Genomic DNA, 23,323 nt, shown 5'->3' with positions numbered 1-23,323 from the left:
CCGCAGAGTCGGCGGCCTCTTTACTCTCTTTACCCTTTTGCTGTCGTTGACGGCTCAACAGTCGGGCAGGTCGGAGTCGTGCACGGCGGGCCCGTGCTCGAGCCACCAGGTGGCGCTGTCGCCGACCCAGCCGTCGAGCCCGGCGAGGGATCGGAGGGAGGGGTCGCCGGTCATGCCGAGCGCGAACATGCTCGCCTGGCGCTCGACCGACGAGGTCAGCTCGGGCACCTGGGCGGCGAGCGCCTCGCCGGCGGCGCCGAGGGGGGTGGAGCAGAGGCCGAGGTTGACCAGGGCGCGCGGTCGGACGGTGCTGCGGGTCTCGGCGAGGGCGTGGCGACGCACCTCCTCGTGGAGGCCGCCGTGGCCGACGCGCATCAGCATGGTCCAGGCGCGGGCGGCGACGAACTCGCTGGTGCCGCCGGCGAAGTCGTGGCAGACGCTGGCGAGCGCGGGGGCGTAGGGGCTGGCGGCGAGCAAGAGCGCGGCGTAGTGGCGGCGGGCCTTGTGCACGTGCAGCAGGCTCTCGTGGAGCAGCCGGCGCAGCAGCGCGTCGGGCTCGGAGATGCGGGTGCCTGCGGTGGCGCGCTGCACGGCCGTGGCGAGGTCGTTGATGGTCTCGTTGGCCTTGTGGCTGGGGATGAGCTCTTGGGTGGCGCGCCAGCGGATCAGCTTGCCCTGAAGCCGGGGGTGGCCGAGCCGGGCCTCGAGGCGGGTCCACGACGACTGGGGCAAGTGGGCGGCGAGGCCGATGCAGTCGAGGCCACCGTCGAGGGGGTCGGTGCCGCGCAGCGTCTGGGCGGCGTACGCCTCGAGGAACGGCATCGAGGACGGCGCGAAGTGGCCGCGGCCGAGCTTGGCGGCGGCGACGGAGGCGGCGGCCTTACGCTGCCACTCGATGCCGGACTGCATCAGCCGCAGCACCAGCTCGTTCGCCTGCTCGCCGCTGACCTCGGCGAGCAGGGTGAGCACGGGGGAGAAGACCTGGTTGTGGGGGTGCACCAGGAACGCGCCGATCGCCATCATCATGGAGTACTGCGACGAGGGGTGGCGGATCAGCGCCGCGGCGGCCTCGTAGCGGCGCTGGTAGCCGGCGCCGACCGAGGTGGCGAGCTCGCCGACCAGGCGCGAGGAGAGCGCCTCCCACTCGCTGGCGCGCAGGAAGACCCGGTCGTAGCGACCGAGGCAGTCGGCGAGCTGCATCCACTCCGCGCCGGTGGCCTTGCCGGAGACGGTGGCGTCGAGGAGCGCCTCGAGGTCGGCATCGCTTCGTTGGTCGAGCTTGCCGAGACCGCCTCGGTGGTCGAGCTTGCCGAGACCCTGCTCGCTCGAGAACGTCCGCCGCAGCCCGTCGCTGACGGAGACCAGCCACCCCTCGGGGAGGCCGAGGACGGTCTCGTACGCCGCGACGACGCGCGGCGGCACGGCTTGCAGGCCGGACTCCCACCGGGAGATGCGGGGGGAGTCGACGGTGATGCCGTGCTCGGCGAGCGCGGCGAGGAAGGCGGGCCGCTTGGCGAGCTCGCGGTCGGCGCCGAAGAGGCGGCTGGTGGTGAGCAGCCAGGCGATGCGCTGCTCGACGCCGACGGTCGGCGCGCTCATCGGGCTGCGGTCCTCGGGCAGTCGCTGCGGGCGCCCGCGGGTGCGGGCGGGCGCGGCCGTGCCGTTTGGACCGTTCACATGGGCTCCGTCCCCCGGTGAGGCGCTCGCCCCCTGCGGACACCCTGTACCCATTTGTTGCATAAGAATCTGGGGCCTGCAACTAGAACGGGTAAAGACCCCCCCTTCCCTAGGGTCTTGCTTGGTCGACGGGCATTTCGTGTCCCGCCGGCTGCCGGCGCGAACCATCGGGGTCGGGCCGGCACGGGCGAGGCGAACGCCTCACACCCCGCATTTCACTCCGGAAGGAAACACGAATGAACAGCAGCGGCATTAAGCGGGGACTGGCGTACACCGCCGTCTCCGCCCTGGCGGTAACGGGACTTCCGTTCCTCGCCACTTCGGCTTCGGCCAACTCCATCGCCGAGCAGGCCGGCGCGGCTGACGAGGTTGTCCTCGTCACGCCGGAGGCCGTCGCCTCGATCAAGAACGACGGCGTCAACGCCACCGTGCGCCTCCTGGCGACCGGCGGCCCCGACGTTGCCCAGGTCCACTTCGAGTACTCCACCGACGGTGGAACCACCTGGGCCAACATCGCGACGGTTGCTCGCGAGAACGGGGCCTTCTCCACCGAGTGGACCCCCGCGGCGGCGCTCTACAACACCACGGTCGACGTCCGCGCCACCGAGATCGACAACATCGGTGTCGAGGGCAACGAGGACGAGAACAGCGTGCTCGTCTCGCCCAGCGCGGACTCCATCGACATCGCGAACGCGGGCGGCTCCGCCGTCGGCGCCTTCCAGCAGCCGTACACCGGCGTGGCCGAGGACCTTCTGGCCGCCGTTTCCGGGACCACCTCCGACCTCGGCGCCGACCCGACCGTTCGCGTCTCGACCGACGGTGCCACTTGGACGGCGGAGGACTACGCCGAGACCGTCACCGCCGGTGACACCAGCCGCGACTGGTCCGCCCCGGTCGAGCTGACCGGCTACACCTGGGACGCCACCGCCCCGATCGTCGACCAGGCCGTCATTCAGGCCGAGGTCACCGGCGAGGGCGAAGACGCCGAGGCCGTCTCGCTCTACAAGCAGACCATCACCACGGTCACCGCCACCGCCAAGGCCGCCACCGTCCAGACCAACGAGGACACCACCGTCACGGTCAAGGTCACGGACCAGAACGGCGCCCCGATCGTGGGTGCGCAGGTCTTCGAGGACGACAACCAGGACAACATCGGCGATGCGGCCGCGGCTTACACCAACTCCCGCGGCGAGGTCACCTTCTCGGGTGTGGGTGGTTCCCCGACCGGTGAGACGCACTACTACTTCGTCAACACCACCAACACCGCGACCTACGAGAACGGCACCGACTTCAAGCGCTCGGTGACCGTGACCGAGTACGCCCCGGGCGCCGCCTCGATCACCCCCTCGTCCGCCGACGGCGCTGCCTTCGACTTCGACGAGAACGACGGCGACGACATCTCCGTGCTGGTCAAGGACCAGAACGGCGCTCCGCTCGCCGGCCAGATTGTCCGCTACGCGTGGAAGGTCACCCCCTTCACCGCGACCGCCGGTTACCCGAAGACCCTCCCCGAGGCGTCGGCCACCACCGGACCCGACGGCGTCGCCGACATCCCGTTCACCGCGGATCTCGCCGGCACCTACGAGCTGATCACCTACATCAACCGCGACGGCACCCCGGGCAAGGGCGATGGCGACCTCGCCGGTGCCGCCCTGTCGGTCAAGGCCGGCCAGGCGGACGTCGTCTGGGAGGACGGCACCGTCGCGCAGGCGCAGTCCAACACGACGGCCACGTTCGAGGGCACCCTCGAGCTTGCCGACGGCACCCCGCTCCCGGGCCGCAACCTGTCGATCGCGTGGACGCCTACGGGCGACGCCGTCGTCGCGGCCCAGGCGGCTCAGCCGGCTGGCACCACCCGCACCGGCAACACCGGCGCGACCACCAAGACCGCCGCGGACGGCTCGTTCGGCGTCGCGCTGACCGACCCGCCGGTTGTCGCTCCCGCCGTCCCGGCCAACGAGCTGGGCGGCTTCCTCACCGCGGCGACCGCCAACACCCCCGACATCGGCAACGCGAACGACAACAGCGTTCTCGACGTCGACTTCCTGAAGTCGGTCGCCCCGGTCAACGCCGACGACATCACCGTCGATGTCGACGAGCTCATCGACGGGATCGCCACCCCGGGCCGTCCGGTGGACCTCGACATCACCGTCGAGAACGCCGACGGCGACCTGCTGACCGACTACCCGGTCACGGTCACCGTGAACAAGGGCTTCCTGAGCCCCAACGCCGAGGCGGACACCGACCTGAAGGCGGACCCGGCCGCGGCCGAGGGCGGTCTCTACGGCGAGTGGAAGTCCGACGGCACGTCCAAGGAGTTCACCACCGACGACACCGGTGAGACCGGCACCGTCGTGGCGATTGAGGAGGACGAGGGCTTCAAGACCGACGAGACCGTGACCACGACGGTCACGATTGAGGCCGGCGGCGTCACCAAGACGGTGCCCGTCAACTTCGTGTCGATGGACCCGCTGAACGGCGGCGAAGTCCGGGTCGAGCGCGCGGCCGCCAACCAGCAGACCGTGACGATCCTGCCGAAGGCCCCGACCAACGAGTCGGTCTTCTACAACGTCTTCACCACCGACCAGTTCGGCAACTTGGTCGAGGACGAGAACGTCGTCCTCACCGACAACCTGGCCGGTGCCCTCATGGAGGGTGACGACAACACCACGACGGTGGACTCGCAGCTCGCCGACGAGGCGCCCGTCCTGGAGCTCAGCTCCAACGTTGCCGGCAACCAGACGGTTGAGGGCGAGTGGGTCACGGACAGCAACACCTGGACCGATGGTGACCTTGTCACCGCCGGCTTCCAGGCGGCGCGCGACGAGGACGTCAACGACACCGAACTCTCCGACGAGGGCGAGACCGTCGAGTGGTACGAGATCGACTTCGCGAACTCGACCTACTCCCTGGCGCACGACACCACCGGTGACGTGCCGGTCGGCACCACGGTGCTGATGACCTACCAGGCTGTTGACCAGAACGGCGAGCCGATCCGCGGCGCCAAGGTGGGCTTCTTCCGCACCGGTCCGGACGACTACCAGGACGGCGACTTCAACAGCTTCGGCACCACCAACGAGGCTGGCCGGGTGAGCTACGTGTTCGCCGGCGCGAAGGCCGGAACGGCGACCGTTGAGGCGCTGATCACCGACTACAGCGCGGTGGGTGGCGACCAGATCGTCCCCGAGAGCCGTGCGACCGCGCAGGTGACCTTCGTCGGTGAGCCGCCGGTCGACGAGCCGGTGGCGCAGCTGAAGGGCAAGAACAACGGCGCGAAGCCCGACAAGCTGCGGGTCAAGGCCACCGTTGTTCCCGAAGGCACCAAGGTCAAGCTGTTCAAGTTCGTGAACGGCAAGCGCAAGGCCGTCACGACCGGCACGACGAACGCCAACGGTGTCGTCAAGTTCAAGGTTGCTGACCGGAACGGCAAGAAGTTCACCAAGTACGTCGCCAAGGTCGCCAAGACCGACGTGCCGACGGCTGCCTTCATGTCCAACTCGAAGCGCGTTCGCTGACGTTGGTCCCAACGGTGAGCCCCGGCGCGTGAGAGCGCGCCGGGGCCACCCGTCGGGGGCTTCTCGCTCCCGCAACCCCCGATCTGACAGCACGACCAAGTCGGGACCATGGACGCGGTTCGGGTTCACTCTCTGACGCCGCTGCCAGAGAGTGGCCCGAATCGCCCTGCTTAGCCGGGCCTTCGGCCCAACCATCGAGGCGCCGCACCCTGTGCGGCGCCTCGATGCGTTTCGCGGACCTCTCCACGGGATAGGCTCCGCGCGTCACTCATTCGCCCGCCCGTTCTCGAGGATGGCCATGCGCTTCTTGCTTCACGCAGGCACCAGCCTGCTTCTCCTGGGGTCGGCCCTGGTGGGCTCCACCGCCCATGCCGACACCGCCGTCGACGGCGACCACTTCTCCCGCAGTGGCATCCGGATCGCCAGTCAGGGTTGTCTGAACCCTGGGGAGTCCCCCACGACGGCTCCCCAGGTCACCATCCGGCGCGGTCCCGACCCGCTCCCGGCCGGTGACCACTCGGTCGGGTGGACCGGCCTCGAGTCGGGCTTCGGCATCGGACCCATGGTGCAGGTCGCCCGGCCTTCGGCTCTCGTCACCTTGAGCATCGCGGTGAACGCACCGGAGACCCAGGCGGCCGGTGCCGCGGTCGTCTCGTTCGTCCAGCCCGGCCGCGCGGGCGTCTGGAAGGGCTGGTCGCTCCTGGAGCCGGCCACCAGCGGTGGCTGGCGCACGCTGAACGCCGCCACCTCCTCCTACCAGTGGCGGCACTTCACCGACGGCGTTGCCGACGAAGATGCCGGCAACGCGACTATCGAGTCGTTCGTCAACGGCCACGGTGGTGACGGCGAGGGCGCGCGGGTCGGGTTCATCTTCGGCTGCGACGGCCGCCCGTTCTTCCTGGACCAGCTCACCGTCGACACCGGTGACGCCAAGCAGGTGTACGACTTCGAGGGCTACCAGACCCGGACCTCCATGCTGCTGGACGGCAAGGCCCGGCGGCTCACGACCATCATCGCCGGCGCAAAGGTGCCGGCCGACCTGCGCCTGCGCAAGCTCTTCGACAACGCTCCCAAGTCGGGGAAGCTCGTCGTGCGGGCCAGGGGGGTCAACGACTCTTCCTTCCGCAAGTTCGCGACCCGCCGGTTGGGCAAGACGGGCAACGCCAGTGTCGCGCTGACCCCGAGCCGCACCACGGTCTACCGGGTGGACTACGCCGGCGAAGGCGTCTACGACGGCTCCAGCTCCCAGGTGCTCAAGGTCCGGGTGCGCTACAACGTCGTGAGCCGGCTCTCCGACAAGACCGTGCGTCCGGGGAGCAAGGTCGCCATCTCGGGCACCGTCTACCCACGGGAGAAGGCGGCGCTGAAGATCCAGCGCTGGGTGGGCAAGCGCTGGAAGAGCGTGCGTAGTGCCCGCACCAACGGCCGTGGCGACTACCGGGTCCAGCTGAAGGCGCCCAAGCCCGGGGTCAGCTTCTGGCGGGTCCGTGCCACCGGCGGCAAGGCCAATGTCGCCGGTTGGTCGCCGGCCCTGCGACTGCGCAGCGTGAAGCCCTCCGGAGGAGGTGGGGGAGGCGGAGGCACCCCGACGCCGCCGCCCCCGCCGCCGCCCACGGAGCCGCCTCCGCCGCCGCCCCCGCCGCCCGGGCCGCAGCGACTCTGGTAGTCGGCGGCTCGACCGTGACGCCCGCCCCGACACACAGTCGGGGCGGGCGTCTCACGTCTACACCCCAGAACGCAGCGACACGATCCAGCGACGCCGCGGGTGCTCCGTGACGGTCCACCGCTCGTCCCACCGGGGAGCGTAGGTCAGGTCCTCGGGGCCCATCGGCACCGCCCAGCGCCGACGCCTCATCAACCCGGGTCGGCCGCTCCACACCGAGCCCGGCGTCCAGGGACCGTGCGAGGTGGTGGCGGACCACTGACCCTCGACCAGCACGGCGCCCTGCATGCGCAGCGGACCGTCCGCGTGCACCTCCGTGGGTCTCACCTCGCCGGACGGGTCCGCCGCCAGCAGGTGGTCCGCGCCGAAGCCGAACCGGGCCAGCCGCCGCGTCTGCTTGCTGTTGCCGTACTCCCCGGCGATCAGCTCAGGTCGGTCACGGGTGAGGGCCGCGGAGATGAAGGAGTATCGGAAGGGTTCGGTGCCGTCGTCGGCTTCCGCGGCGTACCAGAACCGCACGGGCAGGAGATACCGGTAGTGGTGCGCGTCCAGGCCGTCGACGCCGGCGTCGGGGACGCGTAGCAGATCGTCGACATGACAGACCGCGATGCCCTTGGCGGTGGCCGCGACGTGCAGATAGGGGCCGTGCCAGACGATGCCGCCGGCATGCACCTTCAACGGCCGCACCCCCGGCTCCTCGCCCCGTGACGTCGGCTCGACGAGCAGGACGTGCCGGTAGCGCCGGGTCTCCGGGTCGAAGAACGAGAGCCTCACCCCCTGGCCGTGCTTGGAGTACCACGACGTCACCAGCAGCCGCCGGCCGTGCACAAGACCGCTGTGGTCAGCGTCGGCCGACGTGGTGATGCCCTGCGGCCACCAGTCGCGGTCGCGACGGTCGGCTGCGTCCCAGGTGAGGGCGCGCCGCACTGAGCGGCCAGGAGCCCAGCTTCGTCGCCCCTGTCGGTTCAGGTCGCCGAGCAGCACGGGCAGCTCGACCCTGCCACCAAGTCTCCGCGCGAGGGCGTCGATCTCGGCAGCCTTCTCCGCGGTCCGTCGCAGCCGGATGCCCGTCGTCGCCTCGCCGCCCATGTCGCGCACGGTATCCAGCCGCGGCTAGCGTTACGCCGGTGACTGAGCGGACAACCGTGGTGGGCGCGGCGATCGTGCACCGTGGACGGCTGCTCGGCGCGAGGCGGACAGCACCTGCCGAGACCGCGGGCCGCTGGGAGCTGCCCGGCGGAAAGGTCCAGCCCGGTGAGACTCCCGAGTCGGCACTGCTCCGCGAGATCGACGAAGAGCTCGGGTGTGGCGTCGAGGTGCGCTCGTGGCTGCCCGGGGCGGTGCCGATCGGAGAGCGCCACCAGCTCGTGGTAGCGGTGTGCCGCCTGGTGGCCGGTGAACCGGAACCCGCCGAGCACGACCGGGTGCTCTGGCTGGGCCCCGACGAGCTCGACGACGTCGACTGGCTCGAGCCCGACCGACCGTTCCTGCCGGCGCTCCGGCAGCAGCTGCTGGGAGCGGTGACACCGGGGGTGCGCGCCGTCTTCTTCGACGAGGATGACGCGATCGCCGTGGTGCGGCTGCTCTCCGAGCAGGGCTATGACGCCTGGGTCGAGCGCGAATGGCTGGCCGGTGAGGACGACGACGAGGACCACCCGTGGGCAGTGCTCTCCGACGCGCCCGAAGTCCTCCTCGAGCTGCTCGTGGACGAGCACGACGGGTGGCTGGATGGGGAAGAGGCAGCCGGCGCCGTGGGCGCAGTTCAACTTCCGGACGCGCCGAAACGGATCAAGCGGCCGTGAGCTCGTAGACGCCCGGCTCGACCTCGCGGGCGATGCCGCCCTCGAACTCGACCACCCTGCCTCGCCAGGGCGGTGGGGAGTGGCCCGGCAGTGCCGGGGCGGGGGAGCGGTAGGTGTGGCCGGTCGGGGTCGTCGTCTCGACGACGTGGCGGCCCAGGTGGTCGATGACCACCCGGGTGGACCAGCCGGGGGCCTCCTTGGCGTAGTTGCACGCCTCGCAGAGACCCTGCCCGTTCGGTCCGGTCGTGGCGCCACCGTCTGCCACACGTCGGACGTGGTCGACGTGGCGGATCGGGGCGCCGCAGAAGGCGTTGCGGCAGATGCCGCCGTCGCGCAGGCCCAGGTAGCGCGCCAGCGCGCCGGTGAACGCCCGCTGCACCGAGTCCATCGAGACGAGCTCGCCGGTGGTGGGGTGGGTGTAGAGGCGGCGCATCCACGCCAGGACGTCGTCGCCGACCCCTTGGGCCTCGAGGGTGTCGACCAGCAGATCCCGGGCCCACTCGGCCGGAACCGGGCCGTAGCCCTCGATCTCTGCCGGCTCGTCGTCACGGTGCAGCAGGGCTCGGTCGGTCATCACGAGACCGACCGTGACGGGGATCTGACCGGCCGTCTTCACACCGGTCAGCCGGGCGACGAACTCGTCGGCCATCAGCTGGTGCTGTGAGCGGTCGTCGCCGTCGGCCCGCCCACGGTCGGCGTAGGCCTTGAGCGCCGCGTAGGCAGCGACGCCCTGCTTCACCGGTAGCAGCGCGCCGACCCAGACCATGGTGTCGGGGGCCGGGCGGATGCTGACCCGCCGGTCGGCCTCGGCCTTGCGGGCCCGGGCGACCACGGCCTCGGCGTCGAGCGTCGCGGCCAAGCGCTTGGCCTCCGCTTCGAGCTGGCGGTAGGAGAGCGACTCGATGCGCGCCCGGTCGCCGGCGAGGACGCGGTCGACCGTGCGCCGGTCGTCGAGGGAGAGGCAGGCGGTCTCGCGCACCAGCGCCTCGGCGCGGCGCTGGGAGAGCCAACCCTCGGTCATCGCCGCCAGCGTGGCCGGCATCTCGTGCACCAGCACGCGGGCCAGGGCGATCAACTGGCCGCCGCGGTGCGGGGACTCGCGGTGCGCCCAGCCGACCTGTTGCGGGAGGCCCTCGTCCTGGTGGCGCGGGTTGCGGCCGGCGGCCAGGTGCCGCTCGCGCTGGGAAGCGACGAACCCGTCAGTCAGCCGGGCCTGCGCGGCCGTGGCCGCGGCCTTGAGGTCGTCGAGACGGCGGATCGCATCGATGCGCTCGGCGTCGGTGAGGTTTTCGTCGGGGGTGCCGAGGCGCGCAAGCGAGCCGGTGGTGGTGGCCACCGAGCGTATGATTGCGCTGATTTCGAGCATGTGTTCGATTCTACCTCACCCGGGCAGGTGGCGGAAGGGGTTCGCGGTGGTTGTCGAGGCGTTCTCGGCGACTCGACCACCGGGTGGGGTCGATAGGCTCTGGCTCATGACCTCTGACCAGCGGCTGCTGCTCGTGCACGCCCACCCCGACGACGAGACCATCGGCAACGGCGCGACCATGGCGAAGTACGCCGCCGAGGGGCGCCAGGTCACGCTGGTCACCTGCACCGCCGGTGAGATGGGCGAGATCCTGGTGCCCGAGCTCGAGCACCTGGCCGCCGACCGCGACGACGGGCTCGGCGAGCACCGTCGCGGCGAGCTGGCCGAGGCCATGGCCGCGCTCGGTGTCACCGACCACCGCTTCCTCGGCGGCTTCGGGCGCTACCGCGACTCCGGCATGAAGTGGCACGAGGACGGACACGCCGTCGCCGCCGACGACATCCACGAGAACGCCTTCTGGCGCGCCGACCTCACCGAGGCCTCCGACCATCTGGTCGAGATCATCCGCGAGGTCCGGCCGCAGGTGCTGGTCACCTACGACCAGTTCGGCGGCTACGGCCACCCCGACCACATCCAGGCCCACCGGGTCGCGATGTACGCCGCCTCGCTGGCCGCCGTGCCGTCGTACCGCCGCGACCTCGGCGAGGCCTGGGAGATCGCCAAGATCTACTGGAGCGCGATGAGCGAGAGCCGGATGCGCGACGGACTGCGCAAGCTTCGTGAGTCGGGCGACACCACCACCTTCGAGGGCATGGACCCCGACGGCCCGCTGCCGCCGTTCGTCACCGCCGACGAGGACCTCGCCGCCGGCGTCGACGCCACCGACTACTTCGAGCAGAAGATGGCCGCCATGCGCGCCCACGCCACCCAGATCACCACCGACGGACCGTTCTTCGCGCTCTCCAACAACGTCGGCAGCACCGCCTGGGGCCTGGAGTTCTACCGGATCGCCAAGGGTGAGCTCGGCCCGCTCGGCCCCGACGGTCTCGAGACCGACCTCTTCGCCGGCCTCTGAGGTGGGGCGAGCCCTCCTCCACGGCGTCTGCGCGGCCGGCCTGCTCCTGCTCGGCGCCGCGGTCGGGGTCGCCGCCACCGCAGTCCACGCCCTCGACTGGGGGCTGCCGCTCGCGATCGCCGCCACGCTGGTGCCGGTCTATGCCTTGCCGCGCGGGTGGTGGACCCGGCTCGCGTTTGCGCTGGGCTGGGCGAGCATGGTCGCCTGGCTGACCACCCCCCGCGCCGAGGGCGACTATGTGATCTCCGCCGACTGGCGCGGCTACACCCTGCTCGCCGCCGCGGTCGCGATCACCGTCGCCGGCATCGTGACCGCGTCTCGCCCCCGGCGGGTGCAGCCCGGCGCAGACACCCCCGCTTCCTAGGATGACGTCGTGACGAAGAAGAAGAGCGACGACGCCGCCCCCGAGAAGGAGGGCGGGCGCGCCGTCATCTTCGTCATCGCCCTGCTGTTGCTCCTGGTCGGCGGCGGATGGGGCACGGCGTACGCCGTGGTCGGTGACGGCGTGCCCGAGGGCACCACGATCTCCGGCGTCGACGTCGGCGGCCTGTCGCCGGAGAAGGCGGAGGCCAAGCTGCGCAGGGGCCTCGCGGACCGGGTCGAGCAGCCGATGATCCTCGACGTCGACGGCGAGCGGGTGGCGCTGACCGCGGACGAGGCCGGGCTGGAGGTCGACTACGAGGGCTCCGTCGCCGAGGCCGGCGGCGAACGCAGCTGGGACCCGCGCCGGCTGTGGGACCACTTCACCGACGGTGAGGATCTCGAGGCCATCGTGGCCGTCGACGAGCGCGCGCTCTCCGACGCGCTCGACACGCTCGACGAGCAGGTCGGCACCCCCGCTCGCGACGGCCGTGTCGGCTTCGACGGCGCGCGCGTCGTGGTCACCGACCCCCGACTCGGGCTCGAGGTCGACCAGGACGCCGCCCGCGAGGCGCTCACCGCAGCCTTCCTCGCCGAGGGCGAGGAGCGCATCGTCGCGCTCGACCTGGTCGACGCGGTCCCCGAGATCGACGAGGCCGACGTGCGGAAGGCGGTCGACGAGTTCGCCAACCCGGCGATCTCCGGCGCCGTCACGCTGCGCTTCGGCGACTCCCCGGTGCGGCTCACCCCCGAGCAGTTCTCGCCGGCGCTCGCGTTGAAGCCCGACAATGGCGGGTTGGTGCCTTCGCTGAAGCGCAAACGGCTCCGTGCGCTGGTCGACGACTCGGTCGCCGAGGAGGGCGCTCCGGTGGACGCGTCCGTGGAGCTGGTCGACGGCAAGCCGAAGGTGATCCCGTCCAAGCCGGGCGTGACCTACCGACCGGCCGACATCGCCGACACCCTCCTCGAGCTGGTCACCCGCCCGGAGGGCGAGCGCGAGATGAAGGTCGAGGCCACGGTGGCCGAGGCCGACTTCACCACCAAGGAGGCCCGGCAGCTCAAGATCCGCGAAGAGGTCTCGACCTTCACCACCTACTACCCGCCGGCGACCTACCGCGACGTGAACATCGGCCGGGCGGCCGAGCTGATCGACGGCACCGTGCTGAAGCCGGGGGAGACGTTCTCGCTCAACGACACCGTCGGCGAGCGGACCGCCGAGAACGGCTTCACCACCGGCACGATCATCAGCAACGGGGTCTTCGTGCAGGACCTCGGCGGTGGGGTCTCGCAGATGGCGACCACGCTGTTCAACGCCGCCTTCTTCGCCGGGCTCGAGGACGTCGAGCACAAGCCGCACTCAGTCTACATCGACCGCTACCCGGTGGGTCGCGAGGCGACCGTCGCCTGGGGCGCGGTCGACCTCCGCTTCAAGAACGACACCCCCTACGGCATCCTCATCGACACCGAGGTGATAGCCAGCGCCGGCCGCTCGCAGGGCACCGTCATCGCCACGATGTACTCCACGAAGGTCTGGGACATCGAGTCGATCACCGGTGAGCGCTACAACTTCACCTCGCCCGGCACCCAGACGCTGCGCACGCCGAACTGCATGCCGAACACCGGCTACGGCGGGTTCGACATCGACGTCACCCGGGTCTTCCGGGAGCACGGCGAGGACGAGGTGCACCACCGGGAGGTCTTCAATACGACCTACATCCCCTCGGACACCATCATCTGCAAGCCGCCGAAGGGGAACTGAGCGGCAAGAAGGGACTCACGGCGCATCGTTTCTCGCCCCGTCGGCTGCCGTGGCTACTCAGTCTGAGCTGCCCTTCTTAGGCTTGCCGCACTCGAACACCGCGTCGATGCGCACCTGGTTGTCGTCGATCCCGGTCGCGTCGGCGGCGACGGCCGCGCCGGAGCCATCCTCCGCCACCTCGAGACCGGTGTCGTCGCCGAGCGGGGTGGTGAAAGTGGAGTCGCCCACGGTGACATTCGCGCTGGCAGGGTTGTCGTTCAGCGGCGAGTAGACCGCGATCGACGACTCTCCGTCCTGTGCCTGGTAGATGGCCGTTGGCTCCTCTTCGGACAAGCGGACAGTCGCCTTTCCGGTCCAGGAGGCCTCGACGGTGCCGGTCACCTCGACCTCGACCTTGCACCCACGCTCCTGGGCTGGAGCCGGGCCTTCCTGTGAAACCTCGGCCGTCGGCGACGGATCGGCCTCAGGCTCCTTCTCGTCGTCGCCGCTGCACCCCACGAACAGGGTGAGAGCGAGCAGGGACACGGCAGGAAGTCGAAGCAGGTTGCGCATGGTGCCCCATTCCAGCATCCCCCTGGTTGCCCCGGCCAACCGCCCGGTCACCCACCCAGCACCCGCCGCGCCGCCACCCCCAGCCCCGGCTCGTCGGCGACCGCCATCAGCGCCGAGACCTCGGCGTCCGACAGCGCCCCGGAGACCTGTCCCAGCGCCATCAGCGCCAGAGCGCGCACCGGCACCGGCCGGTCGCCCAGGCCCAGCTCGAGCAGCTGGTCGCGGTGGCCCTCGTCGGCGAGCAGGAACATGCCGGTGAGCGCGGTCGCGGCCAGCGTCTCGTCGCGGGTGGTGGCCGCGAGGGCGAGCAGCTCGTCGCCCAGCCGCGGGCGGTAGGGGCTGGCCGCCAGCATCACCGCGGCCTGGTAGCGCCGCTCCGGCGAGGTGTGCGCCAGCAGCTCGCGCACCAGCCGCTGCAGCATCCGGTCCGGCTCCACGGCGCGCACCGACGGCGTCGCCAGCTGCACCCGCTCCGCGATGCGCATCGACAGCGTGCGGGCGGCGTCCAGGCCGTGCAGCTCCTTGCTGCGGTGGCAGCCCGACACCCACGTCCTCGTGGACTCGTCCAGCCCCGCGAGGCTGGCCAGCTCAGCCGGCAGGTGGGCCAGCAGCGCCAGCGCGTCCAGCCGGTGCAGCGGCCGGGTCGCCCGCTGCAGCATCTGAACCGCCAGCTCCGCCACCCGGGGCAGGTCCTCCTCGGCGATCCGGCCCTGCGCCAGCCGCGCCGACACCGCCCACGCCGCCCCGGCCCGCCGGTGCCCCGGCACGTCACCGAGCAGCTTGAACAGCAGCCCGTCGGCCTGCGGCTCCGAGACCGCCTGCAGCAGCGACAGCGGCTGCACCACGAACTCCGCGTCCGGGCTGGTCACCAGCCGCCCGATCGCCTTCACCGCGTGCCGTGTCGCCGGACCGTGCCCGACCAGCAGCCGCAGCGTCTCGAAGCGGGCGGTCAGGTCGAGCCCGCGCGCGGTCAGCAGCTCGTCGGCCAGCAGGTCGCACACGCGCGCCCAGGTCTCCGGCAGCAGATAGACCCGCGGCCCCCGTGTCACTGCCTCGCCCAGGTCCAACCATGCCTGCGGGGCGGCGTCGCCACCCAGCGTCGCAGCGAACAGCGAGTCCAACCGCCGGTGCGCCTCCTCGGCCTCCGCGTCCAGCGCGCCCGCCCGACCCTGGCTCAGCAGCGCCGCGGTCGCCGTGACCGACAGCCGCCCGGCCGGCAGTCGCAGCAGCCGCTCGTACGCCGCCAGCGCCTCCACCGGGACCGGCGCGCGGCCCGACTCCCACCGGCTCAGCCGGGTCGGGTCGACCGCGATGCCCTCCTCCTGCAGCGCCGGCAGGAAGCCCTCCCGGGTCGCGAACCGGTCGTCCGGGCCGTGCGTGCGCGACGCGCCCAGCAGCCACGCCACCCGCGACACCGGGTCGGTGGTCGCCGCGGTCAGCGGGGTCGGGTCCTCCGGCAGCCGGTAGGGCCGGCCCTGCCGGCGGACGACGGCGGGCGCCGTGGCGCGGGCCGCCGGCACGGGGCGCGCGGGGGCGAGCCGACCGGGACGGGACGACGACGGACGGTGCAGGGTGGCGTGCTGCATCGCTCTCTCCTTCTCGACAGGTGCGTAGCCCTGGACTGACGCCCAGGCCCCAGTGCCGGTTGCACCGCTGCGCAACTTTCCTTCGAGAAGGTCGTCTCCGCCCGTGGTTTTCGCCCTCAGGTCTAGTCGGGAGGTCTAGTCGTCCGGAGCCAGGTAGCGGTAGCGGTGGTGGTCGCGGAAACCCAGCCGCTCGTAGAGCGCCAGCGCCGGCTCGTTGTCGCCGAGCACCTGCAGATAGGCGGTCGTCGCCCCCAGCTCGGCCCCCCACGCCAGCAGCTCCGCCATCACCGCCACAGCCAGGCCACGACGGCGGTACGCCGGGTCGACGACGATGCTGCGGAAGCCCACCCAGTCCTCGGCGTACGCTGCGACACCGGAGGCGGCCTCGGTGCCGTCGAGGTGGATGGTCGCGCGGACCAGGGGGGTCTCGGCAAGCTCGACCACCGGGGCGCGGGCGACCGCCGGCGTCTCGGCAAGCTCGACCACCGGGGCACGCCCGACCACCGAACGACGAGCCGCCCGCAGCGCCCGTGCCACCCCGGCGATCTGGAACACCGTGTCGGCGTCACTGCTCTCAGCCACCCAGCCGCGCGAGAGGAACAGTGCCTCCTCGTCGGAGCCGGGCAGCACCGCCGCGATCGGCCGGCCGGTCGTCGCCCGGTAGTGCGCGACCACCCGGTCGTAGGCCGGCTCCACCTCCGGGCCCGGCGGCCCGAACGCCAGCACCGAGTTGGCCCGCCGGGCCGTCTCGCCGGGGCAGGTGCGCAGCAGCCAGTCGCCCACCGGCTCGGTCACCACGTCGGGGAACAGCGCCGTGCCGCGCAGTTGCGCCTCGCGCGGGCCCACCCGGTGCCGGACCGCCGGCCGCGGCGGCACCGGCTTGCCGGAGACGATGTCGGCGACCGCGATCCGCACCGGGTCGCCCGACTCCGGCTGCACCACGCACCAGCCGTCCGCCCAGGCCAGGCACACCCCGAGCTGGTCGGTGAACGCCGGCCCGCCGGTCGGTCCGCGCTCGCCCCGCAGCACCCGGCGTACGACGACGCGCTGGCCGACGACGTGCGGGCCGAGGCCGTGCGCACCGAGGGTCTCGGTCTCAGGGATGTCGGGTACCGGAAACTCGGCCATGTCGGGATACTAGGGTTCGTGTGAGCACCCGCTCCCGCCCGCGTTCTCAGGAGGACCTGGTGACCTACGTCATCGCCCAGCCGTGTGTCGACGTCAAGGACCGTGCCTGCGTCGACGAGTGCCCCGTCGACTGCATCTACGAGGGCAAGCGGATGCTCTACATCCACCCCGACGAGTGCGTCGACTGCGGCGCCTGCGAGCCGGTCTGCCCGGTCGAGGCGATCTTCTACGAAGACGACACGCCGGAGGAGTGGAAGGACTACTACGACGCCAACGTGAACTTCTTCGACGACCTCGGCTCGCCCGGCGGCGCGGCGAAGATGGGCGAGATCGACAAGGACCACCCGTTCGTGGCGGCGCTGCCCCCGCAGAACCAGGACAACCACTGACGCCTGTGTCTCGGCGGTCTCGGCCTTCGGTCTCAGGCCGGCTGCCGGACTTCCCCTGGGACAAGCTCACCTCGTACGCCGAGCGGGCGCGCGCGCACGCCGGCGGCATCGTCGACCTCTCGGTCGGCACCCCGGTCGACGCCACCCCCGAGGTGGTGCAGGCCGCGCTGCGCGCCGACGCCGACTCCCCGGGCTACCCGCTCACGATCGGCCGCGCCGACACCCGCCAGGCATGCCTGGACTGGCTGGCCCGCAACCACGGTGTCGAGGGGGTGGGCCTCGGCCTCGACGGGGTGCTGCCGGTGATCGGCTCCAAGGAGCTGATCGCCTCGATGCCCGGTCACCTCGGCCTCGGTGCGGGCGACCTGATCGTCTACCCGGCGCTGGCCTACCCGACGTACGAAGTGGGTGCGGCGCTGTGCGGCGCCCGCGCGGTCGCCACCGACTCGCTGACCTCGCTGGGCCCCGAGGCGCCGGCGCTGCTGTGGCTGAACTCGCCGTCGAACCCGACCGGCCAGGTGCTGCCCGTCGAGCACCTGCGCAAGGTCGTCGACTGGTGCCGTGAGCGCGGCACGATCCTGGTCTCCGACGAGTGCTACCTCGAGTGCGCCTGGGAGGAGCCGGGGCCGATGTCGGTGCTGCACCCGCAGGCCAACGGCGGCTCGCTCGAGGGCATCCTCTCGGTGCACTCGCTCTCGAAGCGCTCCAACATGGCCGGCTATCGCACCGCGTTCGTGGCCGGCGACCCGGCTCTGGTCGGCGAGCTGCTCGCCGTCCGTAAGAACCTCGGGCTGCAGATGCCGGGCCCCCAGCAGGCCGCGATGATCGCCGCCCTCGACGACGACGACCACGCCCGCGAGCAGCACGACCGGTACGCCGCCCGGCGGGCGCGGCTGCTGCCGGCCTTGGCCGAGGCGGGTTTCCGCATCGACCACTCCGAGGCCTCGCTCTATCTGTGGGCCACCCGCGGCGAGGACTGCTGGACCACGGTCTCCTGGTTCGCCGACCGCGGCATCCTGGTCGCGCCGGGCGCGTTCTACGGCCGCGCCGGCCACGAGCACGTGCGGGTGGCGTTCACCGCCACCGACGAGCGGGTCGAGCAGGCGGTCGCCCGGCTCAACGCCTGATCGGCGCTGCGGCAGGCGGGGTCGGCTCGGCCTGAGAGCTGAGGTAGCGCAGCACCACCGCGGCCATCGCCGCCACCGGCACCGCGAGGAACGCCCCGGCGACCCCGAACAGGGTGGAGCCCAGCGTCACGGCCAGGATCACCACCCCCGCGTGCAGCTGCATCGCCTTCGACTGCAGCCACGGCTGGAGCACGTTGCCCTCGAGCTGCTGGACCACGACGATCGCGGCCAGCACCATCAGCGCGCCCTCCCAGCCCACCGAGACCAGGGCGACGAGGACCGCCAGCCCGCCGGCCACGAACGCGCCGAGGATCGGCACGAACCCGCCGATGAAGGTGAGCACGGCCAGCGGCAGCGCCAGCGGCACCCCGATCACCACCAGCGCGACGCCGATCAGCACCGCGTCGAAGAAGCTGACGATCGCCTGGGTGCGGACGAAGCCGCCGAGCGTCGCGAACACCTCGCTGAGCACCTTCTCGAGGTGGACGCCGGCCCGCGGGCCGCTGGTGCGCCGCACCCAGCCCGGGAACCGGTGGCCGTCCTTGAGGTAGAGGAAGGTCAGCACCAGCGTCAGCACCAGCGTGACCAGCCAGTTCGTGACGGTGTTGACCCCGGTCAGTACACCGCTGGCGATCGACCCGGCGCTGCTGGAGAGCCGGCTGCGGGCGTCGGCCAGCGCGTCGTCCACCTGCTCCTGGGTGACCAGCTCGCGCTCGGCCGCCCAGTCGCGCAGCTGGTCGATGCCCTGCCACGCGTCGTCCACGATCTGGCTCCACTGGCCGCCCACGAACGGCGCCATCGCCGCGCCGAGGCCGACCAGCAGGCCCAGCGAGCCCACCAGGACGACGCCGGCCGCGGCGGCCCACGGCAGCCTCGCCCGCTCGCGCAGCCAGCGGGTCGCCGGGCTCAGCACCGAGGCGAGGATCAGCGCCAGGAACGCCGGCAGCACCACCACCCACAGCACGCCGACCAGCCACCCGAGCAGCCAGGCGGCGATCGCGATGCCGACCCAGCGCCACGACCAGGTCGCCGCCCAGCCGAGTCCACGGCCGATCCGCTCCTCGCGACGCTCCGGTCGTGGCCCGGGGGAGGCCTCCTCGGCTGGCTGTGGGGCGGGTGCCGTCCGGAGTCGTGACCACATGGGCACCCGGTACCCGCTCGCGCTGGCTGGACGTAGCCGGCGTCCATAGAACGCGTCTATGCTCCGTCTCATGGACGGGAAGAGGCTGCGGACCTACCGCACGCAGTACGGCCTCACCCAGGCTGCGGTGGCCGCGCGGGCCGGCATGCGGCAGCCCGACATTGCCGCACTGGAGAGCGGACGGCGCACCAGTGCCGAGGCGCTGCGCCGGGCCCGTGATGCGGTCGTGAGCCTCGCCCGCCCCAGCACAGGGCTGGCGGACCCAGAGATCCGTGCCCGGCTGCGGGCGGTGCTGGAGGCGGCCGGGGCCACCGACATCCGGGTGTTCGGGTCGGTGGCCAGCGGGTCCGACGCACCCGGCAGCGACGTCGACCTGATCGCGCGGTTCCCCGAGACCACCGACCTCTTCGACGTGATGCGCGTGGAGGAGGAGCTCGAGGACATTCTCGGGGTGCCCGTCGACGTCGTCTCCGACGACCCTGAGGTCGACTACGCGCTCTTGGACGCGAAGAGCCAGGCCGTGCCGCTGTGACTGGCCCGAGCCTTGTCGACGACGCCGACCGGCGGCATGTCGCCGAGCTGGCCCGTCTGATGTCCGAGGCCGCGCGCATCGTCGAACGCGGGGAGCAGACCTTCTTGGCGCAGGGGAACCCTGTGGAGTTCCTGGCTGGGCGGATGCTCATCATCGACGTCGACACAGCCGCGGAGCGGATCTCGGCAGACTTCAAGGCCGCCCATCCCGGGGACTGGAGAGCCTTGGCTCGTGCTCGCGACAAGTACGCACACCACTACGACGACATCGACCGGGTGCTCGTCTGGCGGGTGCTCGCCAACCGGTTCCCCGCGTGGCGTGAGCAGTTGCTGACCGCGATCGGCGAATCGGACTGAACGCAGCGGGCCCCGGCCGAGACGCTGCTCGGCCGGGGCCCGGGGTGTCTGTCCGCCTTGCGTCAGGCGTGCGAGCGGCTCTTGCCGCCGCTGAGCGTCTCGGCCACGCCGATCAGCGCGACCGCGGCGATCACCGCGACGATGAAGCCGATGATGTTGAGCTCGAAGATGTCGCCGGTGCCGATCGCGCTGGCCACGATGCCGCCGATCAGGGCGCCGGCGACGCCCAGGAGCATGGTCCACAGGAACGACAGGTGCTGTTTGCCGGGCTTGATCAGCCGGGCCAGCACTCCGATGACGATGCCGACGACGAGCAGTCCGATCAGGTTGAACATGATGTTCCCTCTCCGTGTCCCCCAAGTGTTGTGTCCGACCGGGCGGTACCCGACTCGTGCCCTCGGCATGTGTGTCTGTGCAGGTCAGGCCGCGTTGCCGGGCCGAGGCGCCGGCGCATGAAGCGGTCCCGGATGGGCAACCGGACCGAGAACCGGGCTCGCCCCGGACTCCGAGGAGGGGACAAGACGATGACCTGGCTGGTGCTGATGGGACTGGTCGCGGTGGGCGCGGCGCTCGTGGTGCTCTACCTGGCCCGAACGGCCACGCCCGTGCCCGACTACGCAGACCCCGACGTCGACGAGGTCCCGATGGAGGAGTTCCTCGACGAGACCTCCCACAAGGCGCCGCGCCACCCGTAGTCGGTGGTCGATCCTGCCGATCCGGTGGTCGAGCCTGCCGAGACCTAGTCGAAGACGTCCACGTGCACGTGGTCGCGGTGCTCGAGGATCGCCCGGTCGCCCGACCGTGACGGTGGGTCGTAGTCCTCCCAGCCGTCCGCGGAGTCGCGCGCCTGCCAGATCCGGTCGTCGAAGATGATCGTCTGGATGTCGAGCCGCTCGGCCTGCGCGACCAGGTAGTGCGCGATCGCCCAGCCGCGCACCCGGTTGGTCTCGTTGACCGGCCGCACGAAGATGTCGACCGCCCGTCCGTCGTAGTGGGTGGAGCCCTCCATGTGGCCCTCACGCACCCCGCCCGGCGCGAAACCGCCCAGCGGCACGTCGCCGAAGACCCCCTGCACCTCGCGGCGTACGACGTCGGCGCGGCGGGTCAGCCCCGAGTCACGCAGCCGGTCGGACGCCTCGTCCGCGTCGGCGTCGATCTCGCACCAGAACGCCTCCGGGGAGTTGCCGGTGAGCGCCGAGGCCAGCGCCCGCCCGTCGGCCTCGTGGTCGGCGTAGGCGTCGGGGAACCCCGAGCGCTGCACCGCCTGGGCGGCCTCGGTGACCTCCATCGACTCGTAGCCCTCGACCTGCACCAGCGCGTCGTAGAACGCGTTCGTCGCATAGACCGGGTCGAGCACCTGCTCGGCGCTGCCCCAGCCTTGCGACGGCCGCTGCTGGAACAGGCCGAGCGAGTCGCGGTCGCCGTAGTCGATGTTGGCGAGCTTCGACTCCTGGTACGCCGTGGCGAGCGCGATCGAGGCAGCCCGTGCCGGCAGCCCGCGGCGCACCGCGATCGCGGTGATCAGCCCCGCGTTCTCGGCCTGCTCGAGGCTGACCTCGACCTCGTGGCCGTCGACGGACGCCACGCACTGCTCGCCGCGCAGGAACGAGGGCCCGCCGTCGGTGAGCACGGCGTAGCCGACCGCTCCGGCGACACCGAGTCCGGCGAGCGCGAGCAGGGCGGCGCCGGTGCCGCCTCTCACCGCCGGTGTCCCGCGCTCATGCGTCCAGTGTCGGTGACGGGGCCAAGCGTCACTCAGTTCGCGTGCAGCGCCGCGTTGAGCACGACGCCGTCACGCTTCCACGGCACCGCCTCCATCGCCCCGGTGACCGAGTTGCGACGGAACAGCACGTTGTCCTGGCCCGACAGCGTCGCGGCCTTGACCACCTGCGGCTTGCCGTCCATGTCGCGCACGGTGACCTTGGTGCCGGCGGTGACGTAGCAGCCGGCCTCCACCACGCAGTCGTCGCCCAGCGAGATGCCCAGCCCGGAGTTCGCCCCCAGCAGGCAGCGCCGGCCCACCGAGATGACCTCCTTGCCGCCGCCGGACAGCGTGCCCATGATCGAGGCGCCACCGCCCACGTCGGAGCCGTCGCCGACCACCACGCCGGCCGAGATCCGGCCCTCCACCATCGAGGCGCCGAGCGTGCCGGCGTTGTAGTTCACGAAGCCCTCGTGCATGACCGTGGTGCCCTCGGCCAGATGGGCGCCCAGCCGCACCCGGTCGGCGTCGGCGATGCGCACCCCGGCCGGCACGACGTAGTCGACCAGCCGCGGGAACTTGTCGACGCCGAAGACGGTCACGTGGTCCCCGCTCGCCTTGAGCCGGGCCCGGGTCAGCTCGAAGCCCTCGACCGCGCACGGACCCGCCGAGGTCCACACCACGTTGGTGAGCAGGCCGAAGACGCCCTCCATCGAGATCGAGTGCGGCACGACCAGGCGGGTGGACAGCAGGTGCAGCCGCAGCCACACGTCCTCGGTCGACGCGGGCGCGGCCTGCAGGTCCGCGACCTCGACCAGGCGCACCTCGCGGACCACCCGGCGTACGTCGTCGGCGCCGGCCAGCGCCGCCAGCTCGGCGGGCGCCTGCGCGGCATCCGGCTTCTCACCCAGCGCCGGCTCGGGGAACCACACGTCGAGGACGGTGCCGTTCGCGTCGATCGTGGCGAGGCCGAAGCCCCAGGCGGACGAGGGAGCGGGGGTGGAGGACGCGTCAGTCACGGGGGACGAGTGTAGGCGCGGGGGGCTGTGTCGCTCTCACCGGCTGAGCCCCGCGGCTCACTGGTGAACGGGGACGCCGCAGTCGTCGGCCGCCGTGCGCAGCCGCCGGTCACGCGTCCAGAGGCCGGCATGGGGGGTGAGTCGGACCGACGCCAACAGATGTGCGTCGACCCAGCCGACGCCGCGCCCCCACAGGCCGGCAGCCTCGACCAGCGCGAGCACTTCGCTGTCCGTCGCGGCAGTGGCCGCGGGCAGCTGGCCGAGCAGGTGCAGCACCTCGGTCCGGTCGGCGAGCGTGCCCAGCGCCAGCTCGCCCCGTACGGCCGGGTGCATCAGGACCCTGCCAGCATCGAGCATCGCGGCGAGTTCGAGGTCTCCGGCACGGAGGTGGTCGACCCACACGGACGTATCGACCAGGATCACGCTGAGGCGCTCCGGCGCCGGGGCGGCACCTCCAACGTCGGCTGCGAGCCGCCGAGGCGGGCCAGTCGTCGTGCGCTCTCGCGCTCGATCAGCGCCCGCAGCGCCTCACGCAGCAGCGCGGAGCGCTCCGTGGTGCCGCTCAGCCGCTGCGCCTCGGCGAGCAGGTCGTCGTCCAGCACCACCGTCGTGCGCATGGCATCTCCTCGGGCAT

Annotated in this window: 23 protein-coding genes; 11 read left to right on the top strand and 12 right to left on the bottom strand. The window is 71.8% G+C overall.

The window, feature by feature from the left end; all coding sequences use genetic code 11:
• Window positions 1-54 precede the first annotated feature (54 nt).
• Window positions 55-1,599: a hypothetical protein gene (locus tag D6B71_RS11240; protein WP_121255010.1), complete on the bottom strand. Its 1,545-nt coding sequence runs from the start codon at window positions 1,597-1,599 to the stop codon at window positions 55-57.
• Window positions 1,600-1,913: 314 nt separating this feature from the next.
• On the opposite strand from D6B71_RS11240, the gene D6B71_RS11235 reads away from it, so the two are divergent.
• Together D6B71_RS11235 and D6B71_RS11230 are read left to right on the top strand one after the other, a co-directional pair.
• A complete protein-coding gene (locus tag D6B71_RS11235) occupies window positions 1,914-5,192 on the top strand; it encodes an Ig-like domain-containing protein (protein ID WP_121255008.1) in 3,279 nt (1,092 codons plus the stop codon).
• A 298-nt stretch (window positions 5,193-5,490) separates the two neighbouring features.
• Window positions 5,491-6,858: a hypothetical protein gene (locus D6B71_RS11230; RefSeq protein WP_121255006.1), complete on the top strand. Its 1,368-nt coding sequence runs from the start codon at window positions 5,491-5,493 to the stop codon at window positions 6,856-6,858.
• Between the two features lie 57 nt (window positions 6,859-6,915).
• On the opposite strand, the gene D6B71_RS11225 is transcribed toward D6B71_RS11230, so the two are convergent.
• Complete coding sequence (locus tag D6B71_RS11225) at window positions 6,916-7,944, bottom strand: hypothetical protein (protein WP_121255004.1); 1,029 nt, start codon at window positions 7,942-7,944, stop codon at window positions 6,916-6,918.
• 38 nt (window positions 7,945-7,982) lie between these two features.
• On the opposite strand from D6B71_RS11225, the gene D6B71_RS11220 reads away from it, so the two are divergent.
• Window positions 7,983-8,657: a (deoxy)nucleoside triphosphate pyrophosphohydrolase gene (locus D6B71_RS11220; RefSeq protein ID WP_240641313.1), complete on the top strand. Its 675-nt coding sequence runs from the start codon at window positions 7,983-7,985 to the stop codon at window positions 8,655-8,657.
• Here the strand turns inward: D6B71_RS11220 and D6B71_RS11215 are convergent.
• The gene (locus D6B71_RS11215) at window positions 8,644-9,993 is read right to left on the bottom strand and encodes an HNH endonuclease (RefSeq protein ID WP_206051686.1); all 1,350 of its coding nucleotides are present in this window, start codon (window positions 9,991-9,993) and stop codon (window positions 8,644-8,646) included. The two genes, D6B71_RS11220 and D6B71_RS11215, sit on opposite strands and share 14 nt — an antisense overlap.
• Before the next feature lie 136 nt (window positions 9,994-10,129).
• Here D6B71_RS11215 and mshB point away from each other — a divergent pair, with 136 nt between their 5' ends.
• Genes mshB through D6B71_RS11200 form a run of 3 tightly spaced genes read left to right on the top strand, consistent with a single transcriptional unit; the run spans window position 10,130 to window position 13,157 of the window.
• Window positions 10,130-11,038, top strand: a complete 909-nt coding sequence (gene mshB, locus D6B71_RS11210) for an N-acetyl-1-D-myo-inositol-2-amino-2-deoxy-alpha-D-glucopyranoside deacetylase (protein ID WP_121254998.1) — start codon at window positions 10,130-10,132, stop codon at window positions 11,036-11,038.
• Between the two features lies 1 nt (window position 11,039).
• Window positions 11,040-11,402, top strand: a complete 363-nt coding sequence (locus D6B71_RS11205; RefSeq protein WP_121254996.1) for a DUF6113 family protein — start codon at window positions 11,040-11,042, stop codon at window positions 11,400-11,402.
• A gap of 9 nt (window positions 11,403-11,411) precedes the next feature.
• On the top strand, window positions 11,412-13,157 hold the full coding sequence (locus tag D6B71_RS11200) for a VanW family protein (RefSeq protein WP_121254994.1): 1,746 nt from the start codon (window positions 11,412-11,414) through the stop codon (window positions 13,155-13,157).
• Between the two features lie 57 nt (window positions 13,158-13,214).
• Here D6B71_RS11200 and D6B71_RS11195 read toward each other — a convergent pair whose 3' ends face one another.
• The 3 genes from D6B71_RS11195 to D6B71_RS11185 form a co-directional block, all read right to left on the bottom strand.
• Window positions 13,215-13,709, bottom strand: coding sequence for a hypothetical protein (locus D6B71_RS11195; RefSeq protein WP_126688243.1), 495 nt, complete (start codon window positions 13,707-13,709; stop codon window positions 13,215-13,217).
• 47 nt (window positions 13,710-13,756) lie between these two features.
• Window positions 13,757-15,295 carry a hypothetical protein gene (locus D6B71_RS11190; RefSeq protein WP_121254990.1) on the bottom strand — a complete coding sequence of 513 codons (1,539 nt, stop codon included), beginning with the start codon at window positions 15,293-15,295 and terminating at the stop codon, window positions 13,757-13,759.
• A 135-nt stretch (window positions 15,296-15,430) separates the two neighbouring features.
• Complete coding sequence (locus D6B71_RS11185) at window positions 15,431-16,423, bottom strand: GNAT family N-acetyltransferase (RefSeq protein WP_121254987.1); 993 nt, start codon at window positions 16,421-16,423, stop codon at window positions 15,431-15,433.
• 59 nt (window positions 16,424-16,482) lie between these two features.
• Between D6B71_RS11185 and fdxA the strand changes: the two genes are divergently transcribed.
• Together fdxA and dapC are read left to right on the top strand one after the other, a co-directional pair.
• Window positions 16,483-16,812 carry a ferredoxin gene (gene fdxA / locus D6B71_RS11180; RefSeq protein ID WP_121254985.1) on the top strand — a complete coding sequence of 110 codons (330 nt, stop codon included), beginning with the start codon at window positions 16,483-16,485 and terminating at the stop codon, window positions 16,810-16,812.
• 5 nt (window positions 16,813-16,817) lie between these two features.
• A complete protein-coding gene (gene dapC / locus D6B71_RS11175; RefSeq protein ID WP_121254983.1) occupies window positions 16,818-17,939 on the top strand; it encodes a succinyldiaminopimelate transaminase in 1,122 nt (373 codons plus the stop codon).
• On the opposite strand, the gene D6B71_RS11170 is transcribed toward dapC, so the two are convergent.
• Window positions 17,929-19,080, bottom strand: coding sequence for an AI-2E family transporter (locus D6B71_RS11170; protein WP_164519624.1), 1,152 nt, complete (start codon window positions 19,078-19,080; stop codon window positions 17,929-17,931). The two genes, dapC and D6B71_RS11170, sit on opposite strands and share 11 nt — an antisense overlap.
• Window positions 19,081-19,150: 70 nt before the next feature.
• Here D6B71_RS11170 and D6B71_RS11165 point away from each other — a divergent pair, with 70 nt between their 5' ends.
• Window positions 19,151-19,612: a nucleotidyltransferase domain-containing protein gene (locus D6B71_RS11165; protein WP_206051685.1), complete on the top strand. Its 462-nt coding sequence runs from the start codon at window positions 19,151-19,153 to the stop codon at window positions 19,610-19,612.
• Complete coding sequence (locus D6B71_RS11160; RefSeq protein WP_121254978.1) at window positions 19,609-19,968, top strand: HepT-like ribonuclease domain-containing protein; 360 nt, start codon at window positions 19,609-19,611, stop codon at window positions 19,966-19,968. Before D6B71_RS11165 ends, D6B71_RS11160 begins: the two co-directional genes overlap by 4 nt.
• A 62-nt stretch (window positions 19,969-20,030) precedes the next feature.
• Here D6B71_RS11160 and D6B71_RS11155 read toward each other — a convergent pair whose 3' ends face one another.
• A complete protein-coding gene (locus D6B71_RS11155; RefSeq protein ID WP_240641312.1) occupies window positions 20,031-20,303 on the bottom strand; it encodes a GlsB/YeaQ/YmgE family stress response membrane protein in 273 nt (90 codons plus the stop codon).
• Between the two features lie 117 nt (window positions 20,304-20,420).
• Between D6B71_RS11155 and D6B71_RS22475 the strand changes: the two genes are divergently transcribed.
• A complete protein-coding gene (locus D6B71_RS22475) occupies window positions 20,421-20,663 on the top strand; it encodes an LPXTG cell wall anchor domain-containing protein (protein WP_126688242.1) in 243 nt (80 codons plus the stop codon).
• A 44-nt stretch (window positions 20,664-20,707) separates the two neighbouring features.
• Here the strand turns inward: D6B71_RS22475 and D6B71_RS11150 are convergent, their stop codons facing one another.
• From D6B71_RS11150 to D6B71_RS11135, 4 genes are read right to left on the bottom strand one after another with little or no spacing between them, the layout of a single operon-like run.
• Window positions 20,708-21,670 (bottom strand): VldE C-terminal domain-containing protein, encoded by a 963-nt coding sequence (locus D6B71_RS11150; protein ID WP_121254976.1) that lies wholly within the window; start codon window positions 21,668-21,670, stop codon window positions 20,708-20,710.
• 53 nt (window positions 21,671-21,723) lie between these two features.
• Window positions 21,724-22,689, bottom strand: coding sequence for a 2,3,4,5-tetrahydropyridine-2,6-dicarboxylate N-succinyltransferase (gene dapD, locus D6B71_RS11145; RefSeq protein WP_121254974.1), 966 nt, complete (start codon window positions 22,687-22,689; stop codon window positions 21,724-21,726).
• A 57-nt stretch (window positions 22,690-22,746) separates the two neighbouring features.
• The gene (locus D6B71_RS11140; RefSeq protein WP_121254972.1) at window positions 22,747-23,112 is read right to left on the bottom strand and encodes a PIN domain-containing protein; all 366 of its coding nucleotides are present in this window, start codon (window positions 23,110-23,112) and stop codon (window positions 22,747-22,749) included.
• Window positions 23,109-23,306, bottom strand: coding sequence for a type II toxin-antitoxin system VapB family antitoxin (locus D6B71_RS11135; RefSeq protein ID WP_121254970.1), 198 nt, complete (start codon window positions 23,304-23,306; stop codon window positions 23,109-23,111). The genes D6B71_RS11140 and D6B71_RS11135 overlap by 4 nt, the downstream gene beginning before the upstream one ends.
• Window positions 23,307-23,323 lie beyond the last annotated feature (17 nt).

Source organism: Nocardioides ferulae (genome assembly GCF_003660455.1).
GTDB classification, from domain to species: Bacteria; Actinomycetota; Actinomycetes; order Propionibacteriales; family Nocardioidaceae; genus Nocardioides; species Nocardioides ferulae.
Note: the sequence above shows the minus strand (reverse complement) of the source record. Positions and strands in the feature narration are given on the sequence as shown.

Bases quoted from the DNA above. Each gene is read 5' to 3' on its own strand.
- D6B71_RS11190 (WP_121254990.1), bottom strand. From the start codon at position 15,295: ATGCAGCACGCCACCCTGCACCGTCCGTCGTCGTCCCGTCCCGGTCGG.
- D6B71_RS11240 (WP_121255010.1), bottom strand. From the start codon at position 1,599: ATGAGCGCGCCGACCGTCGGCGTCGAGCAGCGCATCGCCTGGCTGCTC.
- D6B71_RS11165 (WP_206051685.1), top strand. From the start codon at position 19,151: ATGGACGGGAAGAGGCTGCGGACCTACCGCACGCAGTACGGCCTCACC.
- D6B71_RS11185 (WP_121254987.1), bottom strand. From the start codon at position 16,423: ATGGCCGAGTTTCCGGTACCCGACATCCCTGAGACCGAGACCCTCGGT.
- D6B71_RS11155 (WP_240641312.1), bottom strand. From the start codon at position 20,303: ATGTTCAACCTGATCGGACTGCTCGTCGTCGGCATCGTCATCGGAGTG.
- D6B71_RS11235 (WP_121255008.1), top strand. From the start codon at position 1,914: ATGAACAGCAGCGGCATTAAGCGGGGACTGGCGTACACCGCCGTCTCC.
- mshB (WP_121254998.1), top strand. From the start codon at position 10,130: ATGACCTCTGACCAGCGGCTGCTGCTCGTGCACGCCCACCCCGACGAC.
- D6B71_RS11195 (WP_126688243.1), bottom strand. From the start codon at position 13,709: ATGCGCAACCTGCTTCGACTTCCTGCCGTGTCCCTGCTCGCTCTCACC.
- D6B71_RS11230 (WP_121255006.1), top strand. From the start codon at position 5,491: ATGCGCTTCTTGCTTCACGCAGGCACCAGCCTGCTTCTCCTGGGGTCG.
- D6B71_RS11135 (WP_121254970.1), bottom strand. From the start codon at position 23,306: ATGCGCACGACGGTGGTGCTGGACGACGACCTGCTCGCCGAGGCGCAG.
- D6B71_RS22475 (WP_126688242.1), top strand. From the start codon at position 20,421: ATGAAGCGGTCCCGGATGGGCAACCGGACCGAGAACCGGGCTCGCCCC.
- D6B71_RS11225 (WP_121255004.1), bottom strand. From the start codon at position 7,944: ATGGGCGGCGAGGCGACGACGGGCATCCGGCTGCGACGGACCGCGGAG.
- D6B71_RS11170 (WP_164519624.1), bottom strand. From the start codon at position 19,080: ATGTGGTCACGACTCCGGACGGCACCCGCCCCACAGCCAGCCGAGGAG.